The sequence below is a fragment of the Thalassovita aquimarina genome (assembly GCF_018219815.1).
Classification (GTDB): domain Bacteria; phylum Pseudomonadota; class Alphaproteobacteria; order Rhodobacterales; family Rhodobacteraceae; genus Thalassobius; species Thalassobius aquimarinus.
The window spans coordinates 86,196-110,381 of sequence record NZ_JADMKU010000011.1 but is presented as its reverse complement, the minus strand read 5'-3'; the positions used below and the strand labels follow the sequence as shown (position 1 = coordinate 110,381).

General features: G+C 64.7%; 22 protein-coding genes. 20 read left to right on the top strand and 2 right to left on the bottom strand.

Translation table 11 applies throughout. The annotated features are described in order from the left end of the window. Positions 1–118: 118 nt before the first annotated feature. The 3 genes from murD (at position 119) to IT775_RS13185 (ending at position 3,094) form a co-directional block, all read left to right on the top strand. Positions 119–1,522 carry a UDP-N-acetylmuramoyl-L-alanine--D-glutamate ligase gene (gene murD, locus IT775_RS13195; RefSeq protein WP_212701586.1) on the top strand — a complete coding sequence of 468 codons (1,404 nt, stop codon included), beginning with the start codon at positions 119–121 and terminating at the stop codon, positions 1,520–1,522. Between the two features lie 259 nt (positions 1,523–1,781). Further along, positions 1,782–2,426: a dienelactone hydrolase family protein gene (locus IT775_RS13190; RefSeq protein ID WP_212701585.1), complete on the top strand. Its 645-nt coding sequence runs from the start codon at positions 1,782–1,784 to the stop codon at positions 2,424–2,426. Beyond that, positions 2,423–3,094 carry a phosphoribosyltransferase gene (locus tag IT775_RS13185; protein WP_212701584.1) on the top strand — a complete coding sequence of 224 codons (672 nt, stop codon included), beginning with the start codon at positions 2,423–2,425 and terminating at the stop codon, positions 3,092–3,094. The genes IT775_RS13190 and IT775_RS13185 overlap by 4 nt, the downstream gene beginning before the upstream one ends. Positions 3,095–3,139: 45 nt before the next feature. Here IT775_RS13185 and IT775_RS13180 read toward each other — a convergent pair whose 3' ends face one another. Then, positions 3,140–4,321 (bottom strand): BaiN/RdsA family NAD(P)/FAD-dependent oxidoreductase, encoded by a 1,182-nt coding sequence (locus IT775_RS13180; RefSeq protein ID WP_212701583.1) that lies wholly within the window; start codon positions 4,319–4,321, stop codon positions 3,140–3,142. A 144-nt stretch (positions 4,322–4,465) separates the two neighbouring features. Here IT775_RS13180 and ftsW point away from each other — a divergent pair, with 144 nt between their 5' ends. The 16 genes from ftsW (at position 4,466) to recN (ending at position 20,921) form a co-directional block, all read left to right on the top strand. Further along, complete coding sequence (gene ftsW / locus IT775_RS13175) at positions 4,466–5,632, top strand: putative lipid II flippase FtsW (protein WP_212701582.1); 1,167 nt, start codon at positions 4,466–4,468, stop codon at positions 5,630–5,632. A gap of 100 nt (positions 5,633–5,732) precedes the next feature. Next, positions 5,733–6,830, top strand: a complete 1,098-nt coding sequence (locus IT775_RS13170; RefSeq protein WP_212701581.1) for a UDP-N-acetylglucosamine--N-acetylmuramyl-(pentapeptide) pyrophosphoryl-undecaprenol N-acetylglucosamine transferase — start codon at positions 5,733–5,735, stop codon at positions 6,828–6,830. Continuing rightward, positions 6,827–8,224 carry a UDP-N-acetylmuramate--L-alanine ligase gene (gene murC, locus IT775_RS13165; RefSeq protein WP_212701580.1) on the top strand — a complete coding sequence of 466 codons (1,398 nt, stop codon included), beginning with the start codon at positions 6,827–6,829 and terminating at the stop codon, positions 8,222–8,224. Before IT775_RS13170 ends, murC begins: the two co-directional genes overlap by 4 nt. A gap of 28 nt (positions 8,225–8,252) precedes the next feature. Beyond that, positions 8,253–8,570, top strand: a complete 318-nt coding sequence (locus IT775_RS13160; protein WP_212701579.1) for a hypothetical protein — start codon at positions 8,253–8,255, stop codon at positions 8,568–8,570. 32 nt (positions 8,571–8,602) lie between these two features. Continuing rightward, complete coding sequence (locus tag IT775_RS13155; RefSeq protein WP_212701578.1) at positions 8,603–8,809, top strand: hypothetical protein; 207 nt, start codon at positions 8,603–8,605, stop codon at positions 8,807–8,809. A 113-nt stretch (positions 8,810–8,922) separates the two neighbouring features. Continuing rightward, positions 8,923–10,110, top strand: coding sequence for an APC family permease (locus IT775_RS13150; RefSeq protein WP_212701577.1), 1,188 nt, complete (start codon positions 8,923–8,925; stop codon positions 10,108–10,110). Next, the gene (locus IT775_RS13145) at positions 10,107–10,358 is read left to right on the top strand and encodes a DUF2484 family protein (RefSeq protein ID WP_212701576.1); all 252 of its coding nucleotides are present in this window, start codon (positions 10,107–10,109) and stop codon (positions 10,356–10,358) included. Before IT775_RS13150 ends, IT775_RS13145 begins: the two co-directional genes overlap by 4 nt. Positions 10,359–10,582: 224 nt before the next feature. Beyond that, positions 10,583–11,512, top strand: coding sequence for a UDP-N-acetylmuramate dehydrogenase (murB, locus tag IT775_RS13140; RefSeq protein WP_212701575.1), 930 nt, complete (start codon positions 10,583–10,585; stop codon positions 11,510–11,512). Between the two features lie 89 nt (positions 11,513–11,601). Continuing rightward, positions 11,602–12,522 (top strand): D-alanine--D-alanine ligase, encoded by a 921-nt coding sequence (locus IT775_RS13135; protein WP_212701574.1) that lies wholly within the window; start codon positions 11,602–11,604, stop codon positions 12,520–12,522. After that, the gene (locus IT775_RS13130; RefSeq protein ID WP_343231146.1) at positions 12,519–13,373 is read left to right on the top strand and encodes a cell division protein FtsQ/DivIB; all 855 of its coding nucleotides are present in this window, start codon (positions 12,519–12,521) and stop codon (positions 13,371–13,373) included. Before IT775_RS13135 ends, IT775_RS13130 begins: the two co-directional genes overlap by 4 nt. A gap of 4 nt (positions 13,374–13,377) precedes the next feature. Beyond that, positions 13,378–14,712 carry a cell division protein FtsA gene (gene ftsA / locus IT775_RS13125; RefSeq protein WP_212701573.1) on the top strand — a complete coding sequence of 445 codons (1,335 nt, stop codon included), beginning with the start codon at positions 13,378–13,380 and terminating at the stop codon, positions 14,710–14,712. A gap of 87 nt (positions 14,713–14,799) precedes the next feature. After that, positions 14,800–15,096: a hypothetical protein gene (locus IT775_RS13120; protein ID WP_212701572.1), complete on the top strand. Its 297-nt coding sequence runs from the start codon at positions 14,800–14,802 to the stop codon at positions 15,094–15,096. A 416-nt stretch (positions 15,097–15,512) separates the two neighbouring features. After that, complete coding sequence (ftsZ, locus tag IT775_RS13115) at positions 15,513–17,138, top strand: cell division protein FtsZ (RefSeq protein WP_212701571.1); 1,626 nt, start codon at positions 15,513–15,515, stop codon at positions 17,136–17,138. 207 nt (positions 17,139–17,345) lie between these two features. Next, on the top strand, positions 17,346–18,266 hold the full coding sequence (gene lpxC / locus IT775_RS13110; protein WP_212701570.1) for a UDP-3-O-acyl-N-acetylglucosamine deacetylase: 921 nt from the start codon (positions 17,346–17,348) through the stop codon (positions 18,264–18,266). Positions 18,267–18,392: 126 nt separating this feature from the next. Beyond that, positions 18,393–19,241: an outer membrane protein assembly factor BamD gene (locus IT775_RS13105; protein ID WP_212701569.1), complete on the top strand. Its 849-nt coding sequence runs from the start codon at positions 18,393–18,395 to the stop codon at positions 19,239–19,241. A gap of 27 nt (positions 19,242–19,268) precedes the next feature. Continuing rightward, positions 19,269–20,921 (top strand): DNA repair protein RecN, encoded by a 1,653-nt coding sequence (gene recN / locus IT775_RS13100; RefSeq protein WP_212701568.1) that lies wholly within the window; start codon positions 19,269–19,271, stop codon positions 20,919–20,921. Positions 20,922–21,040: 119 nt separating this feature from the next. Here the strand turns inward: recN and IT775_RS13095 are convergent, their stop codons facing one another. Next, on the bottom strand, positions 21,041–22,414 hold the full coding sequence (locus tag IT775_RS13095; protein WP_212701567.1) for an FAD-binding oxidoreductase: 1,374 nt from the start codon (positions 22,412–22,414) through the stop codon (positions 21,041–21,043). 80 nt (positions 22,415–22,494) lie between these two features. Here IT775_RS13095 and IT775_RS13090 point away from each other — a divergent pair, with 80 nt between their 5' ends. Beyond that, positions 22,495–24,183 carry a chloride channel protein gene (locus IT775_RS13090; protein ID WP_212701566.1) on the top strand — a complete coding sequence of 563 codons (1,689 nt, stop codon included), beginning with the start codon at positions 22,495–22,497 and terminating at the stop codon, positions 24,181–24,183. The last annotated feature ends 3 nt before the right edge of the window (positions 24,184–24,186 follow it).

Genomic DNA, 24,186 nt, shown 5'->3' with positions numbered 1-24,186 from the left:
CGCGCCTGCGCGCGCAGTTCTGTTTCGTCGCGGGCCTTTGCCCACTCCTCGGGCGTGCGCGCCGCGCGGAAAAGGGTCAGAAGGAAACGCAGGGGCGGTGAGAGTTGGGGAATAGGGCATGATACCTGTCACGGGATTTGAAACGCGCCGGGTGGCGGTTCTGGGGCTGGGCCGGTCGGGGCTGGCGGCGGCGCGGGCGTTGCAGGCCGGTGGCGCGATCCCGGTTTGCTGGGACGACAACCCGGATGCGCGCGGCAAGGCCGAGGCCGAAGGGTTCGAGACCCGCGACCTGATGCGCGCGGGCGCCTTCGACGATATCGTATGTCTGGTGGTCAGCCCGGGCATTCCGCATCTCTACCCCGAACCGAACAAGGTGGTCGCCGCCGCCTGGGACGCGGGCGTGCCGGTGGACAACGATATCGGGCTGTTTTTCCGCTCGCTGGGGGCGGGCGACTGGGATCACTACGACACGCCGCCGCGGGTGATCGCGGTGACCGGGTCGAACGGAAAATCCACCACCTCGGCGCTGATCCATCACATCCTGTGCGAGGCGGGCAAGCCGGCGCAGCTGGCGGGCAATATCGGGCGCGGGGTGCTGGACATCGAACCGCCCGTCGACGGCGAGGTGATCGTGCTGGAACTCTCGAGCTACCAGACCGACCTGGCGCGCGCGCTGACCCCCGATATCGCGGTCTTCACCAACCTGTCGCCCGATCACCTGGACCGGCATGGCGGCATCGGCGGCTATTTCGCCGCCAAACGCCGGCTGTTTGCCGAGGGCGGGCCGGATCGCGCCGTCGTCGGGGTGGACGAAAACGAAGGCCGTTACCTTGCCAACCAGATGGGGCAGGGCGCGGCGGACGACCGGGTGATCCGGGTGTCTGCCGGGACAAAACTGACCGGCCCGAGCTGGAACGTTTTTGCCCGCAAGGGGTTCCTCAGCGAATACCGCAAGGGCCGGCAGGCCGGATCGATCGACCTGCGTGGCATCACCGGGCTGCCCGGGGCGCATAACCACCAGAACGCCTGCGCCGCCTATGCCGCCTGTCGCACGCTGGGGCTTGCGCCGCGCGTGATCGAAGCGGCGTTCCAGAGCTTTGCCGGGCTGCCCCATCGCGGTCAGACCATCGCCGATGAAGGTGGTGTCCGCTTCGTCAACGACAGCAAGGCGACCAACGTGGACAGTGCAGAAAAGGCGTTGCGGGCGTTTCCGAACATCCGCTGGATCTGCGGCGGGCTGCAGAAGGAAGGCGGGCTTGGGCCGTTGCTGGACGCATTGGGATCGGTGAAGAAGGCCTACGTGATCGGGCGCGAGGCGGCGCAGTTCGCGCTGCTGCTCGATGGCTGCGAAGCCGAGGTCTGTACGACGATGGAACGTGCGGTCGCCCGTGCGATGGAAGATGCGGAAGAGGGCGACACGGTGCTGCTGGCCCCGGCGGCGGCGAGTTTCGATCAATACGACAATTTCGAACAGCGTGGTGAGGATTTCACTGCCTGCGTGAAAGCGGCGCTGGCGGGGTGACCCCGACCGCGGATGGGCGCACCACCCTGCGTGATTGGCAGTGGACCCATCCGCCACTTCCGGCGTTTCGGTAGCGCGCAAACAGTGAAGAAGCGCCCGCCCGTATGGGCGGTCGGGCGCTGCTTGATGGCGCAAAGCGCCGCTGTCTCGGGCCGCTTGCGACATGACCTCGGTCAAAGACGCCCCTTTCGCGATCCGCCATCCTGTTCCCAAGCATTGCCACTCAGGATGGGCCGCTGCAGGCGGCGAAGGGGGGAACATGGCGCAGCAGGAGATCGTTTCGGTCGGCCCGAAACAGCTGGAAGGGATCTTGCGTGTGCCCGACGATCCGATCGGGCTGGTGATTTTTGCTCATGGTGCGGGCAGCAGCCGGCGCAGCCCGCGAAACAATCACGTCGCCGAAGCTCTGGGACAACGCGGCATCGCCACCCTGCTGTTCGACCTGCTAAGCGAAGAGGAGGCGATGGATCGGGCCAACGTTTTCGACATCCCGCTTCTGGGCAGGCGGATGGTCGAGGCGGTCGACTGGGCGATGGTCCAGCCGGGATTGGCCGACCTGCAGGTGGCCCTGTTCGGGTCGAGCACGGGGGCGGCGGCGGCCCTGGTCGCGGCGGCCGAAGCTCCGGATCGGTTCGCCAGCGTGGTGTCGCGCGGTGGGCGGCCCGATCTTGCCGGGCAGGTCCTGCCGCAGGTGCGCGCGCCGGTGCTGATGATCGTGGGTGGGCACGACGGGCCGGTGATCGACCTCAATGAGACGGCGGCGGCGCAGATGACTTGCCCGCATGAGATTCAGATCGTGCCGGGCGCCACCCACCTGTTCGAGGAACCGGGCACGCTGGACCAGGTGATCGACCTGGCGGGCGATTGGTTCGAGAGGCATTTCACCAAGGGGGATCAGCAATGAGCCGTTTTCTCAATCGTACCGAGGCGGGCAAGGCCCTGGCCGAAGTGCTGGCGGAAAGGAACTACGACGACCCGGTGGTTCTGGCGCTGCCGCGCGGCGGCGTGCCGGTGGCGATCGAGGTGGTGCGCGCTTTGAAGGTGCCCTTGGACCTTGTGATGGTGCGCAAGATCGGCGCGCCGGGGCAGCAGGAACTGGCAGTCGCGGCGGTGGTCAATGGCGACGATCCGCAGATCGTGACGAACGAAGGCATCATGCTCGCGCTTGGCCTGACGGACGAGGATATCGAGCAGATGTCGAAATCGCGGCTGGAGGAAATCCGCCGTCGCCGCGGGGTTTACCTGAGCGGTCGCGCGCAGGTGCCGATCAAGGGCCGCACCGCGATCGTTGTGGATGACGGTATCGCCACCGGGGCGACCACGCGGGCATCTCTGAAAGCGGTGCGCAAGCGTGATCCGGCGAAGCTGGTGCTGGCGGTGCCGGTGGCGCCCGAAGATGTGGTCGAGGACTTGCGGGGCGAGGTGGACGAGGTGATCTGCCTGTCAACGCCATATCCGTTCCAGGCCATCGGGCTGCATTACGTTGATTTCGGCCAGACCCTAGACGAGGAGGTGGTGCGGCTGCTGGACGAAGCGGCGGAACTGATCGGGGAGGGGGGATCGGGGGACTGAGGAATTTCCGGCCCGGAACAAGGCCGGCAGGCCACCGGGCCAGCGCTACCTCTGCGCGGCAATGGAGGTGCCCGCCGCGAACCCCGATGACCACGCCCATTGGAAATTGTAGCCGCCGAGCCAGCCGGTCACGTCGACGCATTCGCCGATGAAATAGAGCCCCGGCACATCCTTCGCCATCATCGTCTTTGACGACAACCCGTCGGTATCCACCCCGCCCAGCGTCACCTCGGCGGTGCGGTAGCCTTCCGATCCGGTCGGAACCAAGTCCCACCCGGTCAGCCGGTCGCAAAGCGCGGTAAGCGCCGCGTCGCCCTGATCGGCCAGATTGCCGTTCAGCTTCCACTCGCCCGCCAGATAATCGGCCAGCCGTGAGGGCAGCATCTGCGCCAGCACCGTCGACAGGTTCTTGCGCCCGGCTTGCTGCCGTTGGGTGCGCAGTGCTTCGAACGGGTCGGAATTGGGGAACAGGTTGATGCGGATCGCATCGCCTTCGCGCCAGTAGGAGGAGATTTGCAATATCGCAGGTCCCGACAGCCCGCGATGGGTGAACAACATCGCCTCGTCGAAGCTCGCCCCGTTGCAGATCACCCGCACCGGCAGCGACACGCCCGACAGGCCCGAAAACCGCCCGTCGGGGAAGGTCAGCGGCACCAGGCCCGGGCGCGTTTCGGTGATCGAAAGCCCGAATTGCCGCGCGATGTCATAGGCAAGCCCGGTCGCCCCCATCTTGGGGATCGATTTGCCGCCCGTCGCCACCACCAGATTGCGGCAGGTTACGGTCTTGCGCTTGCCCTCGCTTTCGATCTGCAGCCGGAAGCCGTCTTCGCTCTTCTCGACCGATGTGATCGCGGTGCGCAGCCACATCGTCGCGCCCGCTTTGGCCATTTCGTCCAGAAGCATCGCCACGATCTGTTTTGCGCTGTCGTCGCAGAACAATTGCCCCAGCGTCTTTTCGTGCCACGCAATGCCGTGTTTCCCGATGAGGTCGAGGAAATCCCACTGCGTGTAGCGCGCCAGCGCCGATTTGGCGAAATGCGGGTTCGCACTCAGGAAATTGCCCGGGCCCGCGTGCATGTTGGTAAAATTGCAGCGCCCGCCGCCCGAGATGCGGATCTTTTCGCCCGGCGCCTTGGCATGGTCGAGCACCAGCACGTCGCGTCCGGCATGGATCGCGCACATCATGCCGGCTGCTCCGGCGCCAAGGATGATCGTTTCGAATTGCATGGCGGGGGCCTGCCCGAAATGGCGGGTTTTGGCAAGTCCGGGCCTGAGGCCATTCAAAACGCTGGTCAGCGAATCACATTCGCGTTAGACTGATCGCAGACCCCGAAAAGGGGCGATGACAGAGGCAGTAACGGCAGTAATCCGATGACGGCAATGGTGCATGGCTCCGCCCCGGCAAGGGACGTGGAACCGGTTCTTCCCAAATGGTGGCGGACGATCGACAAATGGACGATGTCCTGCATCCTGATCCTGTTCGGGGTCGGGTTGCTGCTGGGCTTTGCCGCCTCGCCGCCGCTGGCGGAAAAGAACGGCTTCGGACCGTTCCATTACGTCGAAAGGCAGGCGTTTTTCGGCGGTGTCGCTTTGACCGCGATGTTCATCACCTCGATGATGTCGCCGACGCTGGTGCGCCGGCTGGCGGTGATCGGCTTTGCGGTGTCGCTGCTGGCGGTGCTGGCGCTGCCGCTGTTCGGGACCGATTTCGGCAAGGGTGCGGTGCGCTGGTATTCGTTGGGCTTCGCCTCCATCCAGCCGTCGGAATTCCTCAAGCCCGGTTTCGTCGTCGTGGCGGCGTGGTTGCTGGCCTCTGCGCAGGAAATCAACGGGCCGCCAGGGCGGCTGTGGTCGTTCTTCCTGACCGTCTTCATCGTGTTCATTCTGGCGCTGCAGCCCGATTTCGGTCAGGCGTCGCTGATCCTGTTCGCCTGGGGCGTGATGTATTTCGTCGCCGGTGCGCCGATCCTGCTGCTGGTGGGGATGGCCGGGATGGTGGTGCTGGCGGGGACCTTCGCCTATAGCAAATCGGAACACTTCGCGCGCCGGATCGACGGGTTCCTGAACCCCGATATCGACCCCACCACGCAGCTGGGATACGCCACCAAGGCGATCCGCGAGGGCGGGTTCCTCGGCGTCGGCGTCGGCGAGGGCGAGGTGAAATGGTCGCTGCCCGATGCCCATACCGATTTCATCATCGCCGTCGCGGCCGAGGAATACGGTCTGGTGCTGGTGCTGATCATCCTGGCGCTGTTCACCATGATCGTTCTGCGGTCCTTCTACCGGCTGGTGAAGGAACGCGATCCGTTCATCCGGCTGGCGGGCACCGGGCTGGCGGCGATGTTCTGCGTGCAGGCGCTTATCAACATGGGGGTGGCGGTGCGGCTGCTGCCCGCCAAGGGGATGACGCTGCCCTTCGTCAGCTACGGCGGATCGTCGTTGATCGCGGGCGGTATCGCGGTGGGGATGCTTCTGGCCTTCACCCGCACCCGGCCGCAGGGGCAGATCGGCGATATCCTGCGCGGGCACATGCGGTGAGCCGCGAAATCCGTTTCAACGCGAATGCGTTTTCTTTAGAAGACAACACCACGAAATATTGCAAGTTTCCGGCCCTTCGGGGCCGGGCAGGAGGCCATAGATGACCGCTCCGCTTCTCGTTATCGCTGCCGGCGGCACCGGCGGGCACATGTTCCCCGCCCAGGCGCTGGCCGAGGTCATGCTGCGCAAGGGCTGGCGGGTGAAACTGTCCACCGACGCGCGCGGCGCGCGCTATACCGGCGGCTTTCCGCACACCGTCGAAATCGAACAGGTATCGAGCGCCACCTTCGCCCGTGGTGGGGTGCTGGCAAAGGCGCTGGTGCCTTTTCGTATCCTGGGCGGCGTCGCGGGCATGACCGCGCGGATGCTGCGCGACCGGCCCGCGGTGGTGGTGGGCTTTGGCGGCTATCCGTCGATCCCGGCGCTGGCCGCGGCCACGCTGTTGCGCCTGCCACGGATGATCCATGAACAGAACGGCGTGCTGGGCCGGGTCAACAAGCTGTTTGCCAAGCATGTCGATGACATCGCCTGCGGCACCTGGCCGACCACGCTGCCTGAAGGGGTCGAAGGCCATCATGTGGGCAACCCGGTGCGCGCCGCGGTGCTGGACCGCGCCGGGGCGGGCTACATCGCGCCGGGCGATTATCCGATGTCGATCCTCGTCATCGGCGGCAGTCAGGGCGCGCGCATCCTGTCCGACGTGGTGCCCGCCGCCATCGCCGCGCTGCCCGAACCGATGCTGGCCAATATCCGCGTCGCCCATCAGGCCCGCGACGAAGACGGCGAACGGGTCGCGCAATTCTATGCCAATGAAGGCATCGCGGCCGACGTGCAGCCGTTTTTCCACGACGTGCCGACCCGGATGAGCGAGGCGCAGCTGGTGATCAGCCGTTCCGGCGCATCGAGCGTCGCCGATATCAGCGTCATCGGCCGTCCGTCGATCCTGATCCCCTTCGCTGCCGCCACCGGCGATCACCAGAGCGCCAACGCGCGCGGGCTGGTCGATGCGGGCGGAGCGATCCTGATTCCGGAAAACCGGCTTGATGTTCCCACCCTGACAGAGCAGATAGCCACGGTGCTGTCGAACCCGCGGGGCGCCAGCATGATGGCGCAGGCGGCGCTGTCGCGCGGCAAGCCCGACGCGGCGCAGGAATTGAGCGCGATGGTCGAAGCGCTGGCAGAGAAAGGCAAGTCATGAGTGCGGCAACCAAACTTCCCGTCGATATCGGTCCGATCCATTTCGTCGGCATCGGCGGCATTGGCATGTCCGGCATTGCCGAGGTGCTGCTGAACCTTGGGTACAGCGTTCAGGGCAGCGACCTCAAGACCTCGAAAATCACCGACCGACTGGCCGCGATGGGCGCGGTAATCCACAAAGGCCAGCGCGCCGAGAACCTTGAAGGCGCCGAGGTGGTGGTGATTTCATCCGCCATCAAACCGGGCAACCCGGAACTGGACGAAGCGCGCCGGATGGGCCTGCCGGTGGTGCGCCGGGCCGAAATGCTGGCCGAACTGATGCGGCTGAAATCCAACGTCGCCGTCGCCGGCACCCACGGGAAGACCACGACGACGACGATGGTGGCGACGCTTCTGGATGCGGGCGGGGTCGATCCGACCGTGATCAACGGCGGCATCATTCACGCCTACGGGTCGAACGCGCGGGTCGGCGCATCCGACTGGATGGTGGTGGAGGCCGACGAAAGCGACGGCACCTTCAACCGGCTGCCCGCGACCATCGCCATCGTCACCAATATCGACCCCGAACACATGGAACACTGGGGCACGATCGAAAACCTGCGCAAGGGGTTCCTCGATTTCGTGTCCAACATCCCGTTTTACGGCCTTGCCGTGTGCTGCACCGATCACCCCGAGGTGCAGGCGCTGGTGGGCAAGATCACCGATCGTCGCGTCACCACCTTTGGTTTCAACGCGCAGGCCGATGTGCGCGCGATCAACCTGACCTACAAGGCGGGTGTGGCGCATTTCGACATCGCGCTGCAGGCCGAGAATCTGGTGATCGAGGACTGCATGCTGCCGATGCCGGGCGATCACAACGTGTCGAACGCGCTGGCCGCGGTGGCGGTGGCGCGGCATCTGGGCATGAAGACGGATGAAATCCGCGACGCGCTGGCCGGGTTCAAGGGCGTCAACCGCCGCTTCACCAGGGTCGGCGAAGTGGACGGCGTCAGCATCATCGACGATTACGGCCACCACCCGGTGGAAATCGCCGCCGTGCTGAAAGCCGCGCGACAGGCCACCGAGGGCCGCGTCATCGCGGTGCACCAGCCGCATCGTTATTCCCGTCTGCATTCGCTGTTCGACGATTTCTGCAGCTGTTTCAACGATGCCGATGTCGTGGGGATCGCCGAGGTTTTCGCCGCCGGCGAGGACCCGATCGAGGGCGCCAGCCGCGACGATCTGGTCGCAGGCCTGATCCGCCACGGCCACCGCGACGCCCGCGCGGTCTGTTCCGAGGGCGACCTGGAACGACTGGTGCGTGAACAGGCCCGGCCGGGCGACATGGTCGTCTGCCTTGGCGCCGGGACGATCAGCGCCTGGGCCAACCGGTTGCCGGAGCGGTTGAAAGGGTGACAAAGAGATAGAAACTCAAGGTTGTGTAATGGGCAGAGTTCTATCACCCGAGGATTTCGTAGACGGTCGTGGGATTTCCAACCGTACAATCCTCACGCTGTGGGTGCTTGGTGCCTTTTACAACCTGCTAGTTGGTTATCTATTTTCACAACTGCTCTCCGAGGCGATGATCGCCAGCCTTTCAGAAGCCTGGCTCATCGGGAAACGTATCACGGAGTTGTTGATCTATTCGCCGATCAGCATCGGCTACTATCTTGCTTCACTGACCGGGATCATTCTTTTTTCCCATTCTATTTCTATGCGTTTTACGCGCGCTACGCCCCGACAGAAAATCGCAGTGCAATAGGAAAAACCATCACGCCTCGACGCTATTTCGCCATGATGCTGTTTTTCTTGTGGTTGGTGGCTGAAACGCTTTTTCTAGGTTCCCTTGAGGATTATCGAGGGCAACTCAGAGATCTTTCGCGGTTCTTGTTCTTTCCTATTTTCCCGATGTTTTCGACGCTGCTGAACATGGTTTTCCCGATTTGCGCCTTCTGGTTTTATGCGCTGTGGGCCGGACCGCGGAAGGCGGCTGCATCTTGATCCATAGCTGACCGGAATGGCCCGGCTTTGCACGCGGCGCAGGATCGGGCATGATCGCGACGGATGAAACGGCGAGAACCGGTTGAGTATTTGAAGAACAGAGAAGGCAGGGCGTGAGCGACGGGCTGAAGCGACGGATCGGACTGGGGCTGCTGACCGCCTATGGCGTCGGCGTCATGGTCGGGGCGGGCATCTACGTGCTGGTCGGCGCGGTGGTGGCCGAGGCCGGGATCTGGTCGCCGCTGGCCTTCGTCATCGCCGGGCTGATCGCCGCGCCGACCGCGTTCAGCTATGCCGAATTTTCCACCCGGCTGCCGGAAGCGGCGGGCGAGGCGGCCTTCGTCGCGCAGGGGTTCAAGGCGCAATGGCTGGGGATTCTGGTCGGTCTGGCCATCGTGGCGGCCGGATCGGTGTCGGCGGCGGCGGTGCTGCGCGGCGGGGCCGGATACCTGATTTCCATCGTCGATCTCCCGTTCGACTGGGTTGTGATCGGGCTGGGCGCGGTGTTGACCCTGATCGCGGTGCTGGGCGTGTTGGAAAGCCTCAGCGTGGCGGCGGTGTTCACCGCGGTCGAACTGATCGGGCTGGGGTTGGTGATCTGGGCCGGGGCAGGGGCCGAACCGACGCCCGATTTCAACCTGCCCGCCGATCCGGTCTGGAGCGGTATCGGCGCCGGGGCGGTTCTGGCCTTCTTCGCCTTCATCGGCTTCGAGGATATCGTCAACATGGCCGAGGAGGTCGACAACCCAACCCGGACCATGCCGCGCGCGATCCTGCTGTCGCTTGGCATCACCAGCCTGGTCTATGCGCTGGTCGCGATCGCTGCGGTGCGCGCCGTGCCGCTGGCCGACCTGGCGGCCAGCGAAAAGCCCCTGGTTCTGGTCTGGCAGGCGAACACGGACGGTTCTGTCGTCGTGCTGTCGGCGATCGCGGTGGCGGCGGCGCTGAACGGGGTGCTGGCGCAGATTGTGATGGTCAGCCGGGTCCTGTTCGGACTGGGCCGCCGCACGCGGTTTCTGGCCATCTTCCATCATGCCGGTTCGCGTTTCGGAACCCCGGTTCTGGCCAGCGTCCTGATCGGGATCGCGGTGGTTGCCGGGGCCCTGCTCCTGCCGCTGGCGACATTGGCCGAGGCGACCTCGACCATCCTGCTGGGGGTTTTCGTGCTGGTGAACCTGGCGCTGATCCTGCTGAAGCGGCGCGTGCCTGACGCGAGCTTCCGCGTGCCGACGGTGGTGCCGGTGCTGGGGCTGCTGGGATCGCTGGCGGCGCTGGCCGTGACGCTGGAGCCGTGGGTGTGACCCTGTCGGCGTCGCTTGCCTGCCTGTGGTTCGTGCTGGCCAATATCCTGGCCATGCTGCCCAGCCGCCGCAGTCATTGGCCGCAAGCCTATGCGCTGATCGCGGCGGGGCTGCCGATCCTGGGACTCGTGATCTATCAGCACGGTATTTGGTGGGGGCTTCTGGTGTTGGCCGGCGCAATGTCGGTGCTGCGCTGGCCGTTGATTTACCTTGCTAGATGGATCGCACGGAAGCTGGGGCGTGGATAGGACGTAGTTCCTAAATCCGAAGCTATTGATCTGATCCGCAAGCGTCCAGAGGGCTCTCTTGGAGGATTTCCAGCCGATCGCTTGCGATTGGCAGCGCCCACCCCGCCCCATGAGGCGGGCGTTTCCCGCCCGCCTCATGGGGCGGGCGCGACAAGGCGGAGAGGGGTTTGCCCCTGTCGGGATTTGTCTTTAAGACGCTTTCAAACGAACTCAAGGGCGCGAAGATGATCAAGAACTTGCCGGAAGTGCGCGGGCGGCTGACGCAGGACAAACCCCTGTCGGACCTGACCTGGCTGCGTGTCGGCGGTCCGGCGGATGTGCTGTTCCAGCCTGCCGATCTGGCCGATCTGCAGGATTTCCTGCGCGCGCTCGATCCCGATATCCCGGTCTTCCCGATGGGGGTCGGCAGCAACCTGATCGTGCGCGATGGCGGGTTGCGGGCGGTGGTGATCCGGCTGGGGCGCGGTTTCAACGGGATCGAGATCGAAGGCAACCGGGTCACGGCGGGCGTTGCGGCGCTCGATGCGCATGTAGCGAAGAAGGCGGCCGAGGCGGGGCTGGACCTGACCTTCCTGCGCACCATTCCGGGCAGTATCGGCGGGGCGGTGAAGATGAATGCGGGCTGCTACGGGACCTATACGGCGGATGTCTTCGTCAGCGCCAAGGCGGTGACGCAGCAGGGCGAACTGGTCGAGCTGGGTCCCGAAGACATGAAGTTCGAATACCGCCAAACCGACCTGCCCGAAGGCTGGGTTCTGGTTGAGGCGACGTTTGAGGCGCCGCAGGGCGATCCCGAAGCGCTGGCCGACCGGATGGCGGCGCAGCTGAAGAAGCGCGACGAGACCCAGCCGACCAAGGACCGCAGCGCGGGCAGTACTTTCCGCAACCCGGCCGGGTTTTCCAGCACCGGACGCGCCGATGACGTGCATGACCTGAAGGCGTGGAAAGTGATCGACGACGCCGGTATGCGCGGCGCCCGCAAGGGCGGCGCGCAGATGAGCGAGAAGCATTCCAATTTCCTGATCAACACCGGCGATGCCACCGCCGCGGACCTCGAGGGCCTTGGGGAAGAGGTGCGAAAAAAGGTTTACGAAAACAGCGGGATCACGCTAGAGTGGGAAATCATGCGGGTCGGTGAACCGGCCCCGGAATAAGCGTCCGCGAAAGGCGCATGCAGGCAGGGCCCAAAGGCCCATATAACAAAGCAAAAAGACCGCTCAAGCGGTCAAATTTGAGGCACAGTTTGGGTATGTCGAGCAGGACAAGCCCGGTAGTTGCAGTGTTGATGGGTGGCCCCTCGGCTGAACGCGAGGTGTCGCTGGCAACCGGACGTGAATGCGTCGCGGCGCTCCGGGAAGAAGGATTCGAAGTGATCGAGGTCGATGCGGGCCGCGATCTTGCCATGCGCCTTGATGATCTCAAACCCGATGTGGTGTTCAACGCCCTGCATGGCCGCTGGGGCGAAGACGGCTGCGTGCAGGGGATGCTGGAATGGATGCGCATACCCTATACCCATTCCGGGGTTCTGGCCTCGGCCATCGCGATGGACAAGGAACGGTCGAAGCAGGTCTACCGCGACGCCGGCCTGCCGGTGGTGCCCAGCGTCCTGGCCAGCAAGGCGGAGGTCGGCGCGCACCACGTGATGGCGCCGCCCTACGTGGTCAAACCCTATAACGAGGGATCGAGCGTCGGCGTCTATATCGTGCACGAAGCCGCCAACAGCCCGCCGCAATTGTCCGATGACATGCCCGACACCGTGATGGTCGAGGAATACGTGCCGGGGCGCGAACTGACCGCGACGGTGATGGGCGACCGCGCGCTGACCGTCACCGATATCTATTCCGAGGGTTGGTACGATTACCACGCCAAGTATTCCGAGGGCGGATCGCGCCACATTGTGCCCGCCGACATCCCGAAGGTCATTTTCGACGCCTGCCTCGATTATGCCCTGCGCGCGCATCATGCGCTTGGCTGCAAGGGGCTGAGCCGCACCGATTTCCGCTGGGACGAGGCGCGCGGCCTCGACGGTCTTTACCTGCTGGAAACCAACACCCAGCCGGGGATGACGCCGACCTCGCTCAGCCCGGAACAGGCGCAGGCGGCAGGGATCAGCTTCGGCCAGCTTTGCCGCTGGCTGGTGGAGGATGCGTCTTGCAACAGGTGACCCGCCCCGATCCGGCGCCGTCGCGCTGGTCCTACAGGTTGCAGCGGCTGATGCTGACGCCGCTGTTCCGGACGCTGATCCGGGTCGGGCTGCCGTTGACGGCGGCCTTTGTCGGCGCGATGATCTATTTTTCCCAGCAGGACAACCGCGATGCGCTGCGGTTGTGGCTGGTCGATATCCGCAACGAAATCCAGACCCGGCCCGAATTCATGGTCAAGCTGATGGCGATCGACGGCGCCGGCACCAGCGTGGCCGAGGATATCCGTGAAATCACCCCGATCGATTTCCCGGTCAGTTCCTTCGATCTGGACCTCGACAACATGCGTGCGACCATCGCGGAGCTGCCCGCGGTCAGGGATGTGTCCATCCGGGTCCGGCCCGGCGGCGTGTTGCAGGTCGACGTGGTTGAACGGGTGCCGGCGATCCTGTGGCGCGACGCGGATGGGGTGGCGCTGCTGGACGAACATGGGTTCTATGTCCGTCAGGCCGGGGCGCGGGCGGATCACGCCGAGCTGCCACTGATCGCGGGCGACGGCGCCGACCGGGCGGTGCCCGAGGCGTTGGCGCTGTTCCGGGCGGCGGGGCCGCTGCGGACGCGGCTGCGCGGGTTGGTACGGATCGGCGAACGGCGTTGGGATCTGGTTTTGGATCGCGGGCAGCGCATCCTGCTGCCCGAGAACCAGCCGGTTCAGGCGCTCGAACGGGTGATCGCGCTGCACCAGGCGCAGGACGTGATGGCGCGCGACCTGGCGATGGTCGATATGCGGATTGGCAGCCGCCCGACCATCAGGATGAACGAAGCCGCTGTCGAGCAGTGGTGGCAAATAAACAAGATCGGTTTCAAGGACTGACGGCATGATTGAACTTTACGAATCCCAACGGGCAATGCGGGCGATGCGTCAGGCGGCGATGCAAAGGGGCGTTGTGGCCATCCTCGATGTCGGCAGTTCCAAGATCGCCTGTCTCGTACTGCGCTTCGACGGCACCGATCGCGGGTTCGAAAGCGACGGGGTGGGGCCGCTGGCCGGGCAGGCCGGATTCCGGGTGATCGGCGCCGCGACGACCCGGTCGCGCGGGGTGAAATTCGGCGAAATCAGCGCCATGCCGGAAACCGAACGCGCCATCCGCACCGCGTTGCAGGCTGCGCAGAAGATGGCCAATATCCGCGTCGATCACGTCATCGCCTGTTTCGCCGGGGCCGAACCGCGCAGTTACGGCCTGACCGGCGAGATCGAGGTCGAGGATCAGATCGTTTCCGAACAGGATATCAGCCGCGTGTTGTCGGCCTGCGACGTACCCGATTACGGCATGGGGCGCGAGGTTCTGCATGCCCAGCCGGTCAATTTCGCGCTGGATCATCGCTCGGGCCTCAGCGACCCGCGCGGCCAGCTGGGCAACACGCTGTCCACCGACATGCACATGCTGACCGTTGACGCGGCGGCGGTGCAGAACCTAGCCCATTGCGTCAAGCGCTGCGACATGGAACTGGCCGGGATCGCCAGCTCGGCCTATGTGTCGGGCATCTCGGCGCTGGTCGAGGACGAACAGGAACTTGGCGCAGCCTGTATCGACATGGGCGGCGGCGCCACCAGCATTTCGATCTTCATGAAGAAACACATGATCTATGCCGACAGCGTGCGCATGGGCGGCGATCACGTGACCGGCGATATCTCGATGGGCCTGTCGGTGCCCCACGCCACCGCCGAGCGGATCAAGACCTTCTATGGCGGCGTCGTCGCCACCGGCATGGACGACCGTGAAATGATCGAAACCGGTGGCGATACCGGCGACTGGGAACATGACCGCCGTTCGGTCAGCCGGGCCGAGCTGATCGGCATCATGCGCCCGCGGGTCGAGGAAATCCTCGAAGAGGTGCGGGCGCGTCTGGATGCTGCCGGGTTCGAACACCTGCCGAGCCAGCAGATCGTTCTGACCGGCGGCAGCAGCCAGATCCCCGGGCTCGACGGGCTGGCCAGCAAGATCCTGGGCCAGCAGGTCCGCCTGGGTCGGCCACTGCGCGTCCACGGGTTGCCGCAGGCCGCGACGGGGCCGGGATTCGCCAGCGCCGTGGGCATGTGCCTGTTCGCCGCCCACCCGCAGGACGAATGGTGGGATTTCGACCTGCCGGTCGACCGCTACCCGGCGCGCTCAATCAAACGCGCGGTGAAGTGGTTCAAGGATAACTGGTGAGCCGTATGGCCTGGTCCGCACCGGAAGCAGTTCTGCCTCTCCACGATTATGAATTGAGCAAAGTCGATCTGGACGAGGGGGGTAAGCTTGCAGTTCAGAGGCCCCAAGGGGGATCGCTGTGAGCTTGTCCTTTCCGGGGTTCGTGAGTTTCTGGGCAGCAATTTCACATTGCCGCAGAATGTCGTATTCAGAGTGGAGGTCAGCGACCTGAAAGCGGTGGAGCCAAAGGATGTCGAGGCCGCATTCGTGCGTATGGGCGGCAATCGTTTCAATGGGCTTGCCAACGGTCTCCCCGAGAGCGGTTATCTTGTCTCGCTGGATGAAAGCGTCGGGTTCCAGATGTTGGCGATCGTGTCGGATTATTCCTTCGAGAGGATAGATTGATTGTGTTCGGGATTGTGGTGGTCTTGTCCTGCAGCAGGCAGAATGGCGCGACAACAATCTGAACTGCCAAATCTTCCCGAAAAGGGGATGACGCCCGGTGTGATCTGCGCTACGCTGTGGATAACCACCGGGAAAAGGTGGGGATAACGAGGACCGGGCAGGCCCTCCAAACATCATCGCAATGGATCGCAACGCAGCTATCGGGCCGCGCGATCTTGGCGTCTTGTGGTGTGCGGATGTAAATCCGCTAAATCTGTGGGGGATCGGCAAGATCCCGCAGATGCGCGACCATTTTTGCCCATATTTCGTGGCAATTCTGCGTTTTTTTGATGACGCATGGGTTGGTTCTCGTTACCATCGACGGTAATAGGCAGAAAAACCGCGAACGCGGGTCACAACATCAGGCGGACAGATCCATGACATTGAACCTTTCGGTGCCCGGGCACGACGATTTGAAACCCCGTATCACTGTGTTTGGCGTCGGCGGTGCTGGCGGCAACGCTGTGAATAACATGATCGAGAAGGAACTTAGCGGCGTCGACTTCGTGGTTGCCAACACCGACGCGCAGGCGTTGCAGCAATCGCACGCCACCAGCCGCATCCAGCTCGGCGTGAAGGTCACCGAGGGCCTGGGCGCAGGGGCGCGGGCCAGCGTCGGCGCGGCGGCGGCCGAGGAAAGCATCGAACAGATCGTCGATCAGCTGGCCGGGGCGCACATGTGCTTCATCACCGCCGGCATGGGCGGCGGCACCGGCACCGGCGCGGCCCCGATCATCGCGCAAGCGGCGCGGGAACTGGGCGTTCTCACCGTCGGCGTCGTGACCAAGCCGTTCCAGTTCGAAGGCGCCAAGCGGATGCGCCAGGCCGAGGAAGGCGTTGATACGCTGCAGAAGATGGTCGACACGCTGATTATTATCCCGAACCAGAACCTGTTCCGCCTGGCCAACGAAAAAACCACCTTCACCGAAGCCTTCTCGATGGCGGACGACGTGCTGTACCAGGGCGTGAAGGGCGTGACCGACCTGATGGTCCGTCCGGGCCTGATCAACCTCGACTTCGCCGACGTTCGCGCGGTGATGGACGAGATGGGCAAGGCGATGATGGGCACCGGCGAAGCCAATGGCGAAGATCGCGCCATCCAGGCGGCGGAAAAAGCCATCGCCAACCCGCTGCTGGACGAAATCAGCCTGAAAGGCGCCAAGGGCGTTCTGATCAACATCACCGGGGGGCACGACCTGACCCTGTTCGAACTGGATGAAGCGGCCAACCGCATCCGCGAAGAAGTGGATGCAGACGCCAATATCATCGTCGGTTCGACTCTGGACACCGAACTTGAGGGTGGCATGCGCGTCAGCGTGGTCGCCACCGGCATCGATGCCAGCGAAGCCCATGCCGACATGCCGGTGCCGCGCCGCACCATGGCCGCGCCGCTGACCCAGACGGTCAGCGCCGAAGCGCAGCCCGCGCCGGTCGCCGAACAGCAGGCCCCGGTGGCACAGGCTGCTCAGGACGCCCCCGCCGAGCCGAGCCTGTTCGAGGATCTGGACGCGCAGCGTGCCGCTGCCGAAGACCAGATGGAAGACATCTTCGAGGAAGAATACGAAGCCGAGGGCGATCTGCCGCCGCCGGCCTATCAGCCGCAAGTGGCCGAATTCAATCCGCAGCCCGACGCGCTGAACGCCGAACCCGAAGCGCTGGAAAGCTATGTCGCGCCCAAGGCACGGCCCGCCGGACAGCCGTCGGATGAAGCCTTGGCCCGGTTGCAGGCGGCAGTGCAGAAGGTGCCGTCGTCGCAGGCCCAGCAGACTCAGCAACGGCAGCAGCCGCAGCAGGCCCCGAGCCAGGAACAGCAGGGCGGCCGTTTCGGTCTTAATTCTCTGATCAACCGCATGACCGGCCACGGTCACGAAAGCGCGGCACCGGCGCAACCGGCCCGTCAGCAACCGCAGATGCGTACCCAGCAATCGATGGCCCAGCCCGAGGCGGACCCCGATCAGGAGCGGATCGAAATCCCCGCCTTCCTGCGTCGTCAGGCCAATTGACGCGAAGTTAAAGATCAAGGAAAAGGCCGCCTTCGGGCGGCCTTTTTCTTTTATAAACAGTGGTTTATCACGCAAATGGGCAATTTTCGGCCCATTGCCCTCAGCCATGTTTCAGTACGTTACAAAGATTGAGTTGAGCATACTAATGACGGGGGGTAGGACAATCGCGCGGTGCTCAAAGACGCATCGACGATATTGGGGACTATCTTGCAGACTACGCTCAAAGGACCGGTCACATTCACCGGCGTCGGATTGCACTCGGGAAAACCGGTGCGCATGATTGTGCGGCCCGCGACGGCCGATCATGGCATCTGGTTCCGCCGGACCGACGTTCTGTTCAAGGATGCGATGGTGCCTGCCCGTTGGGACGTGGTGAATCAGTCGCCGCTCTGCACCCTGATCGAAAACGACGCAGGGGTCACGGTTTCCACCATCGAACATATCATGGCGGCGCTGGCAGGCTGCGGCGTGCATAACGCGCTGATCGATGTCGATGGTCCCGAGGTTCCGATCCTCGACGGCAGCGCGGCCAGTTTCGTGCGCGGTATCCTCTACAAGGGGCTGCGGCAGCAGGCCGAACCGGTGCGCGCGATCAAGATTCTACAGCCTGTCGAAGTGAGCCGTGGCGAGGCCTGGGCGCGTCTGGAACCGCATGATGAATTGCAGATCGATTTCCACATCGATTTCGCCGACGCGGCGATCGGTGTGCAGCAGAAATCACTGAACATGGGCAATGGCAGCTTCGTGCGCGAACTTTGCGATTGCCGAACCTTCTGCCGGCAGGCCGATGTCGACGCGATGCGTGAAAACGGCCTGGCCCTTGGCGGGACGCTGGAAAACGCGGTGGTGGTCGATGGTGAAAAGGTGCTGAGCCCGGGCGGGCTGCGCCGCGCCGATGAACCGGTCCGCCACAAGATGCTTGATGCGCTTGGCGACTTGGCACTGGCCGGGGCGCCGCTGATCGGCCGTTACACCGGCCACCGCGCCGGTCACGCGCTGACCAATGATCTTTTGCGGGCGCTTTTCGCGCGCCCCGATGCCTTCCGCATGGTCGAATGCGATGCCGATTTGATGGCGCGTCTGCCCGGTGTCGGCGTCCATTTGGCAGAGATCCCCGCGGTCGCCTGATCACGACTGCGCGTCAGGCGCAGAAATCCGTCCAAAGCCGTTTTGCAGCGCGATTTTCTGTGCTAGGACCGGATCAAGCAATGGGTCGCGATGACCCCGAACGGTCCAGACGAGGGTGAGACAGTAATGACAGGTGGCGGATCGCGCAAAAGGGTGATCGGTGTTCTTCTACTGGTCGGGCTGTTGGCCGGATGCAGCGGGCAGGGGAAGATTGAACGCGGAGAAGTTCCGCTTGAAGATTACACCGCCGAACAGATTTTCGGGCGCGCCGAATTCGAGCTGGACCGCAAGCGGCCGGAACGGGCGGCGTTCTTCTTTTCCGAAATCGAACGGCTTTACCCCTATTCCGACTGGGCCAAGCGGGCGCTGATCATGCAGGCCTATTCCTATCATCAGGACAAGGACTACGAAAACAGCCGGGCTGCCGCACAGCGTTACATCGATTTCTATCCGACCGACGACGATGCCTCCTATGCTCAGTATCTGCTGGCGCTGAGCTATTACGACCAGATCGACGAAGTCGGCCGCGACCAGGGCCTGACCTTCCAGGCGCTGCAGGCGTTGCGCACGGTGATCGAACGCTATCCCGACAGCGAATACGCCCGTTCGGCGATTCTGAAATTCGACCTGGCCTTCGACCACCTGGCGGCCAAGGAAATGGAAATCGGCCGGTATTACCTGCGCCGTGACCACTTCGCCGCCGCGATCAACCGGTTCCGCGCCGTGGTCGAGGATTTCCAGACCACCAGCCACACCGCCGAAGCGCTGCACCGGTTGGTCGAAGCCTACCTGTCGCTGGGCCTGACCGACGAGGCGCAGACCGCCGGCGCGATCCTGGGCCACAATTTCCGCTCCACCGACTGGTACGAGGACAGCTACCGGCTGCTGACCGGGAAGGGACTGGAAATGAAGGCGCGGGGCGACAACTGGCTGAGCAAGGTCTATCGCCAGATGATCAAGGGGCAATGGCTCTGACCGGGCGGTCCGATCGGGAGAGGCTGGATGCTGCGCGCGCTTGAAATCCGCGACATGCTGATCATCGACAGGCTGGATCTGGATTTCCAGCCGGGTCTGAACGTTCTGACCGGGGAAACCGGGGCGGGCAAATCGATCCTGCTGGACAGCTTGGGTTTCGTGCTGGGCTGGCGCGGGCGGGCGGAACTGGTCCGCTCTGGCGCCGATCAGGGCGAGGTGGTGGCGGTGTTCGAACTGCCCGACGGCCACGCTGCCCACGGCGTTCTGGAAGAGGCCGGCCTGCCCGGCGGCGAGGAGTTGATCCTGCGCCGGGTCAACAGCAAGGACGGCCGCAAGACCGCCTGGGTCAATGATCGGCGCTGTTCCGGCGAGGTGCTGCGCAACCTGTCGGAAACCCTGATCGAACTGCATGGCCAGCACGATGACCGCGGGCTGCTGGACCCCAAGGGGCACCGGGTGCTGCTGGATGCTTTCGGCGCTTATCCCGATCTGCAGGACGCCACGCGCACGGCCTGGCGCTTCTTGGCGCAGGCGCGCAAGGACTTGGCGCAGGCCGAGGCGGCGCTGTCCGAGATGCGCGCGGAGGAGGATTTCCTGCGTCACGCGGTGGGCGAGTTGGACCAGCTTGACCCGCAGCCGGGCGAGGAGGTGGAACTCGACAGCCGCCGCCGCCAGATGCAGGGCGCCGAGCGTATCCGCGAAGACGTGGCGCGCGCGCTGCAGGCGCTGTCGGGCGAGGGCGCCGAGGGCGCGATGGGTGACGCGCTGCGCTGGCTGGAAGGGGCTTCGGAAAAGGCCGAGGGCGCGCTGGACGGCGCTATCGACGCGCTTGGCCGCGCCTTCAACGAATTGGGCGATGCGGTGCAGGGGGTGGAAACCGCGCTGGAGGGGCTGAATTTCAACCCGCATGAACTGGAACAGACCGAGGAGAGGCTGTTCGCCATCCGTGGATTGGCACGCAAACACGGCGTGGCGCCGGACGATCTGGGCGGTTTCGCCGCAGACCTTCGCACCCGGTTGGCGGCGCTGGACCGGGGCGATGCCGACCTGGCGGCGTTGCAGCAGGCGTTGGCGGAAGCCGAGTCATCTTATGACAAGGCCGCCGGGGCGCTGAGCACGGCGCGGCGCGAGGCGGCGGGACGGCTGGACAAGGCGGTCGCGGCGGAACTGGCGCCGCTGAAGATGGAACGCGCTGTGTTCACCACCGAGATTGCCGATTCCGATCCCGGTCCGGACGGGCGCGACGCGGTGGCCTTCACCGTCGCCACCAATCCCGGCGCTCCGTCGGGGCCGCTGGCCAAGATCGCCTCGGGCGGGGAACTCAGCCGCTTCCTGCTGGCGCTGAAGGTCAGCCTGCATCAGAAGCAATCGGGCGTGACGATGATCTTCGACGAAATCGACCGCGGGGTAGGGGGCGCCACAGCCGACGCGGTGGGCCGACGGCTGGCCGACCTGGCCTCGGGCGCGCAGGTTCTGGTCGTCACCCATTCGCCGCAGGTGGCGGCGTTGGGCGCGCATCACTGGCGGGTGGAAAAACGGGTCGAGGACGATGTGACGACCTCGACCGTCGTGCCCTTGGGCGCAGACGAGCGGATCGACGAGATCGCTCGCATGGTCGCCGGCGACACGATCACCGAGGAAGCGCGTGGCGCAGCAAGGGCACTGCTGGCGTCGTCTTAAGCCGTCTCAACGCAACCGGTCGCTTGAAACAGAACACCCGCCCGGCTTCAGGCCGAGCGGGGGCTTTTTCTGAGCGGGACGATCGTGCCAAGGGGCCTCGGGACAGCACGGTTAACCGCTCAATTCCCGCGCAGCATCTTGCCCGGGTTCATGATGCCCTGCGGATCGAGCGCCTGTTTCACATCGCCCATCACGTCCCACGCCGCGCCGTGTTCGGCCTCCATGTATTTCCTTTTGCCGACCCCGATGCCGTGTTCGCCGGTCGCGGTGCCGCCCATCGCCAGCGATCTTTCGACCATCCGGTGCGACAGATCCTCGACCGCCTGAACCTCTTCGGGATTTTCTTCATCGAACAGCAGGATCGCGTGGAAATTGCCATCGCCCACATGACCCAGGATCGGCCCGGTGATCGGCGAGGCATCGATATCGGCGCGGGTTTCGTTGACCGCGTCGGCGAGCCGGGAAATCGGCACGCAGATATCGGTGACCAAAGCCTTCGCCCCGGGTTTCGAGGCCAGAACCGCCCAATGGGCGTGATGGCGCATCTTCCACAGCGCGTTGCGGTCCTCGGGCCTGGTGGCCCATTCGAACCCCTTGCCGCCGTGATCGGCGACGATTTCGCCGAACGCTTCGGCCTGTTCCTGCACGCCGGACTCAGAACCGTGGAATTCCACCATCAGATGCGGGCACAGCGGCATGTCGGATCCCGAATACCCGTTGAAGGCCGCCGCCGTCGCCTCGTCCACGAATTCGATCCGCGCCATCGGGATTCCCATCTGGATCGTGGTGATCACCGCCTGCACCGCGTCGTCGAGCGTATCAAAAGCGCAGACCGCCGCCGTCACCGCCTCGGGCTGGCCCTGCAGCCGCAGCGTCAGTTCGGTGATCAACCCCAAGGTACCCTCGGCGCCGACGAACAGGCCGGTCAGGTCATACCCCGCCGAAGATTTCCGTGCCCGCGTGCCGGTGCGGATGACCCGCCCGTCGGCCAGCACCACCTCGAGCCCCAGCACGTTGTCGCGCATGGTGCCATAGCGGACCGCCGTAGTGCCGCTGGCCCGGGTCGAGGCCATGCCGCCGATCGAGGCGTTGGCGCCGGGATCGACCGGGAAAAACAGCCCCGTCGCGCGCAGCTCGGTGTTCAGGTCCTCGCGGGTGATGCCGGGCTGAACGCTGACATCCATGTCTTCGGGATTGACCTGCAACACCTTGTTCATGTTGCGGAAATCCACCGAGATGCCGCCCTGGAACGCCTGTGCCTGTCCTTCCAGCGAGGTGCCCGCACCCCAGCCCACCACTGGGCAGCCGTTGCGGGCGCAGATTTTCACGATCTCCGACACCTCTTCGGTGCTTTCGGGATAGGCGACCGCATCGGGCGGGGTCAGCGGAAAATGCGTTTCCGACGCCCCATGTTGTTCAAGATCGGACTTGGAGCGGCTCAGGCGTTGGCCTAGTAAGGAAGAAAGTTCTTCAAGGGCGCGTTGGATCGTCATTTTCGGCCTCCGGTATTCGTTGTTGCGAACCTAGGCCAAGGGGATAGGCGCGAAAAGGGCGAAAACGCAGAGAAGAGGCAATGGCGGAGCGGATCACCACCCACCTGGCGAAGCTGACGGGGGCCTGGCTCAGGTCCTTTGCCGATCCGGTTCGGCTGGTGCGCAGCAGCGGGCAAAGCCAGGTCCGGTTCTGGCTTCTGGCGGCGCTGATCGGCGCCACCGCGGGCTTTGCGGCGCTGTTTTTCCGCAAGGGGATCGAAACCCTGCAGGCCTATCTCTATGGCACCGACGACATCCTGCACCTGCAAAGCTTCGCCGAAACCCTGCCGTGGTACTGGGTGCTGACGCTGCCTGTCCTTGGGGGGCTGGTGACCGGGCTGGTCCTGCATATTTTCACCCCGGATGCCCGCGTGCGGTCGGTGGCCGATGTGGTCGAAGGGGCGGCGATGCAGGACGGTCGGGTGGAAACCCGCGAAGGGATCGCCTCGGCTTTCGCGTCTTTCGTCACCCTCAGCACCGGCGGATCGACCGGTCGCGAAGGCCCGGTGGTGCATATGGCGGCGGTGATCGCCAGCCGGGCCAGCAAATGGATCGGCGCCGATGGCATCACCGGGCGCGACCTGCTGGGCTGTGCCGTCGCCGCAGCGGTGTCGGCCAGTTTCAATGCCCCGATCGCCGGGGCATTGTTCGCGCTCGAGGTGGTGCTGCGCCATTTCGCGGTGCATGCTTTCGCGCCGATCGTCATTGCCAGCGTCGCCGGCACGATCATCAACCGGCTGGAATATGGCGGCATCACCGAATTTCACCTGCCGCCAGGCAACGTCCTGGAATTCTACGTCGAATTGCCCGCCTTCGTGTTGCTGGGGCTGGTTTGCGGATTGGTGGCCAGCATCCTGATGCGCTCGGTCTTTTTTGCCGAGGATCTGGGCAACGCGATCGAGGAACGCACCGGCCTGCCGCGCTGGCTGCGTCCGGCTGTGGCGGGGGCGCTGCTGGGCGCTATCGCGATCTGGTTCCCGCATATCATTGGGGTCGGGTACGAAACCACCTCGGTGACGCTGACCGGGCAGATCATTCTTTGGCAGGCCATCGCCTTTGCCGTGATCAAGGTGATCGCGGTGGCGATCACCATGGCGGGCCGGATGGGGGGCGGGATGTTTTCACCCTCGATGATGATCGGGGCGCTGACCGGGCTGGCCTTCGGGTTGATCGCCACCGGCATTTTCCCCGAAGTATCGGGATCGCACACGCTTTACGCGCTGGCGGGCATGGGGGCGGTGGCCGCCGCCGTGCTGGGGGCGCCGATTTCCACCACCATGATCGTGTTCGAATTGACCGGCGACTGGCAGACCGGCCTGGCGGTGATGGTGGCGGTGTCGCTGTCGACCGCGCTGGCCTCGCGGCTGGTCGACCGGTCGTTCTTCCTGACACAGCTCGAACGGCGCGGGGTGCACCTAGCCGCCGGGCCGCAGGCCTACCTGCTGGCGATGTTCCGCGCCGCCACGTTGATGCGCCGCCCCGACGATCCGGGCGCGGCGGACCTAACCCGCTGCGAAGAAATGATCGAGGACGGCATCTTCATCGACGGCGAGGCGACGCTGGAAGAGGCGATGCCCCTGTTCGACAAGGCCGGCGTGCCCTTCATCCCGGTGGTGGGCCGCCCCGACCGCGCCGGAGATCGCGAATTGCACGGCGCGCTGTTCCACGTCGACGCGCTGAAGACCTATAACAGCGCCCTGGCCGCGACCGCGGCCGAGGAACACAGCTGATCC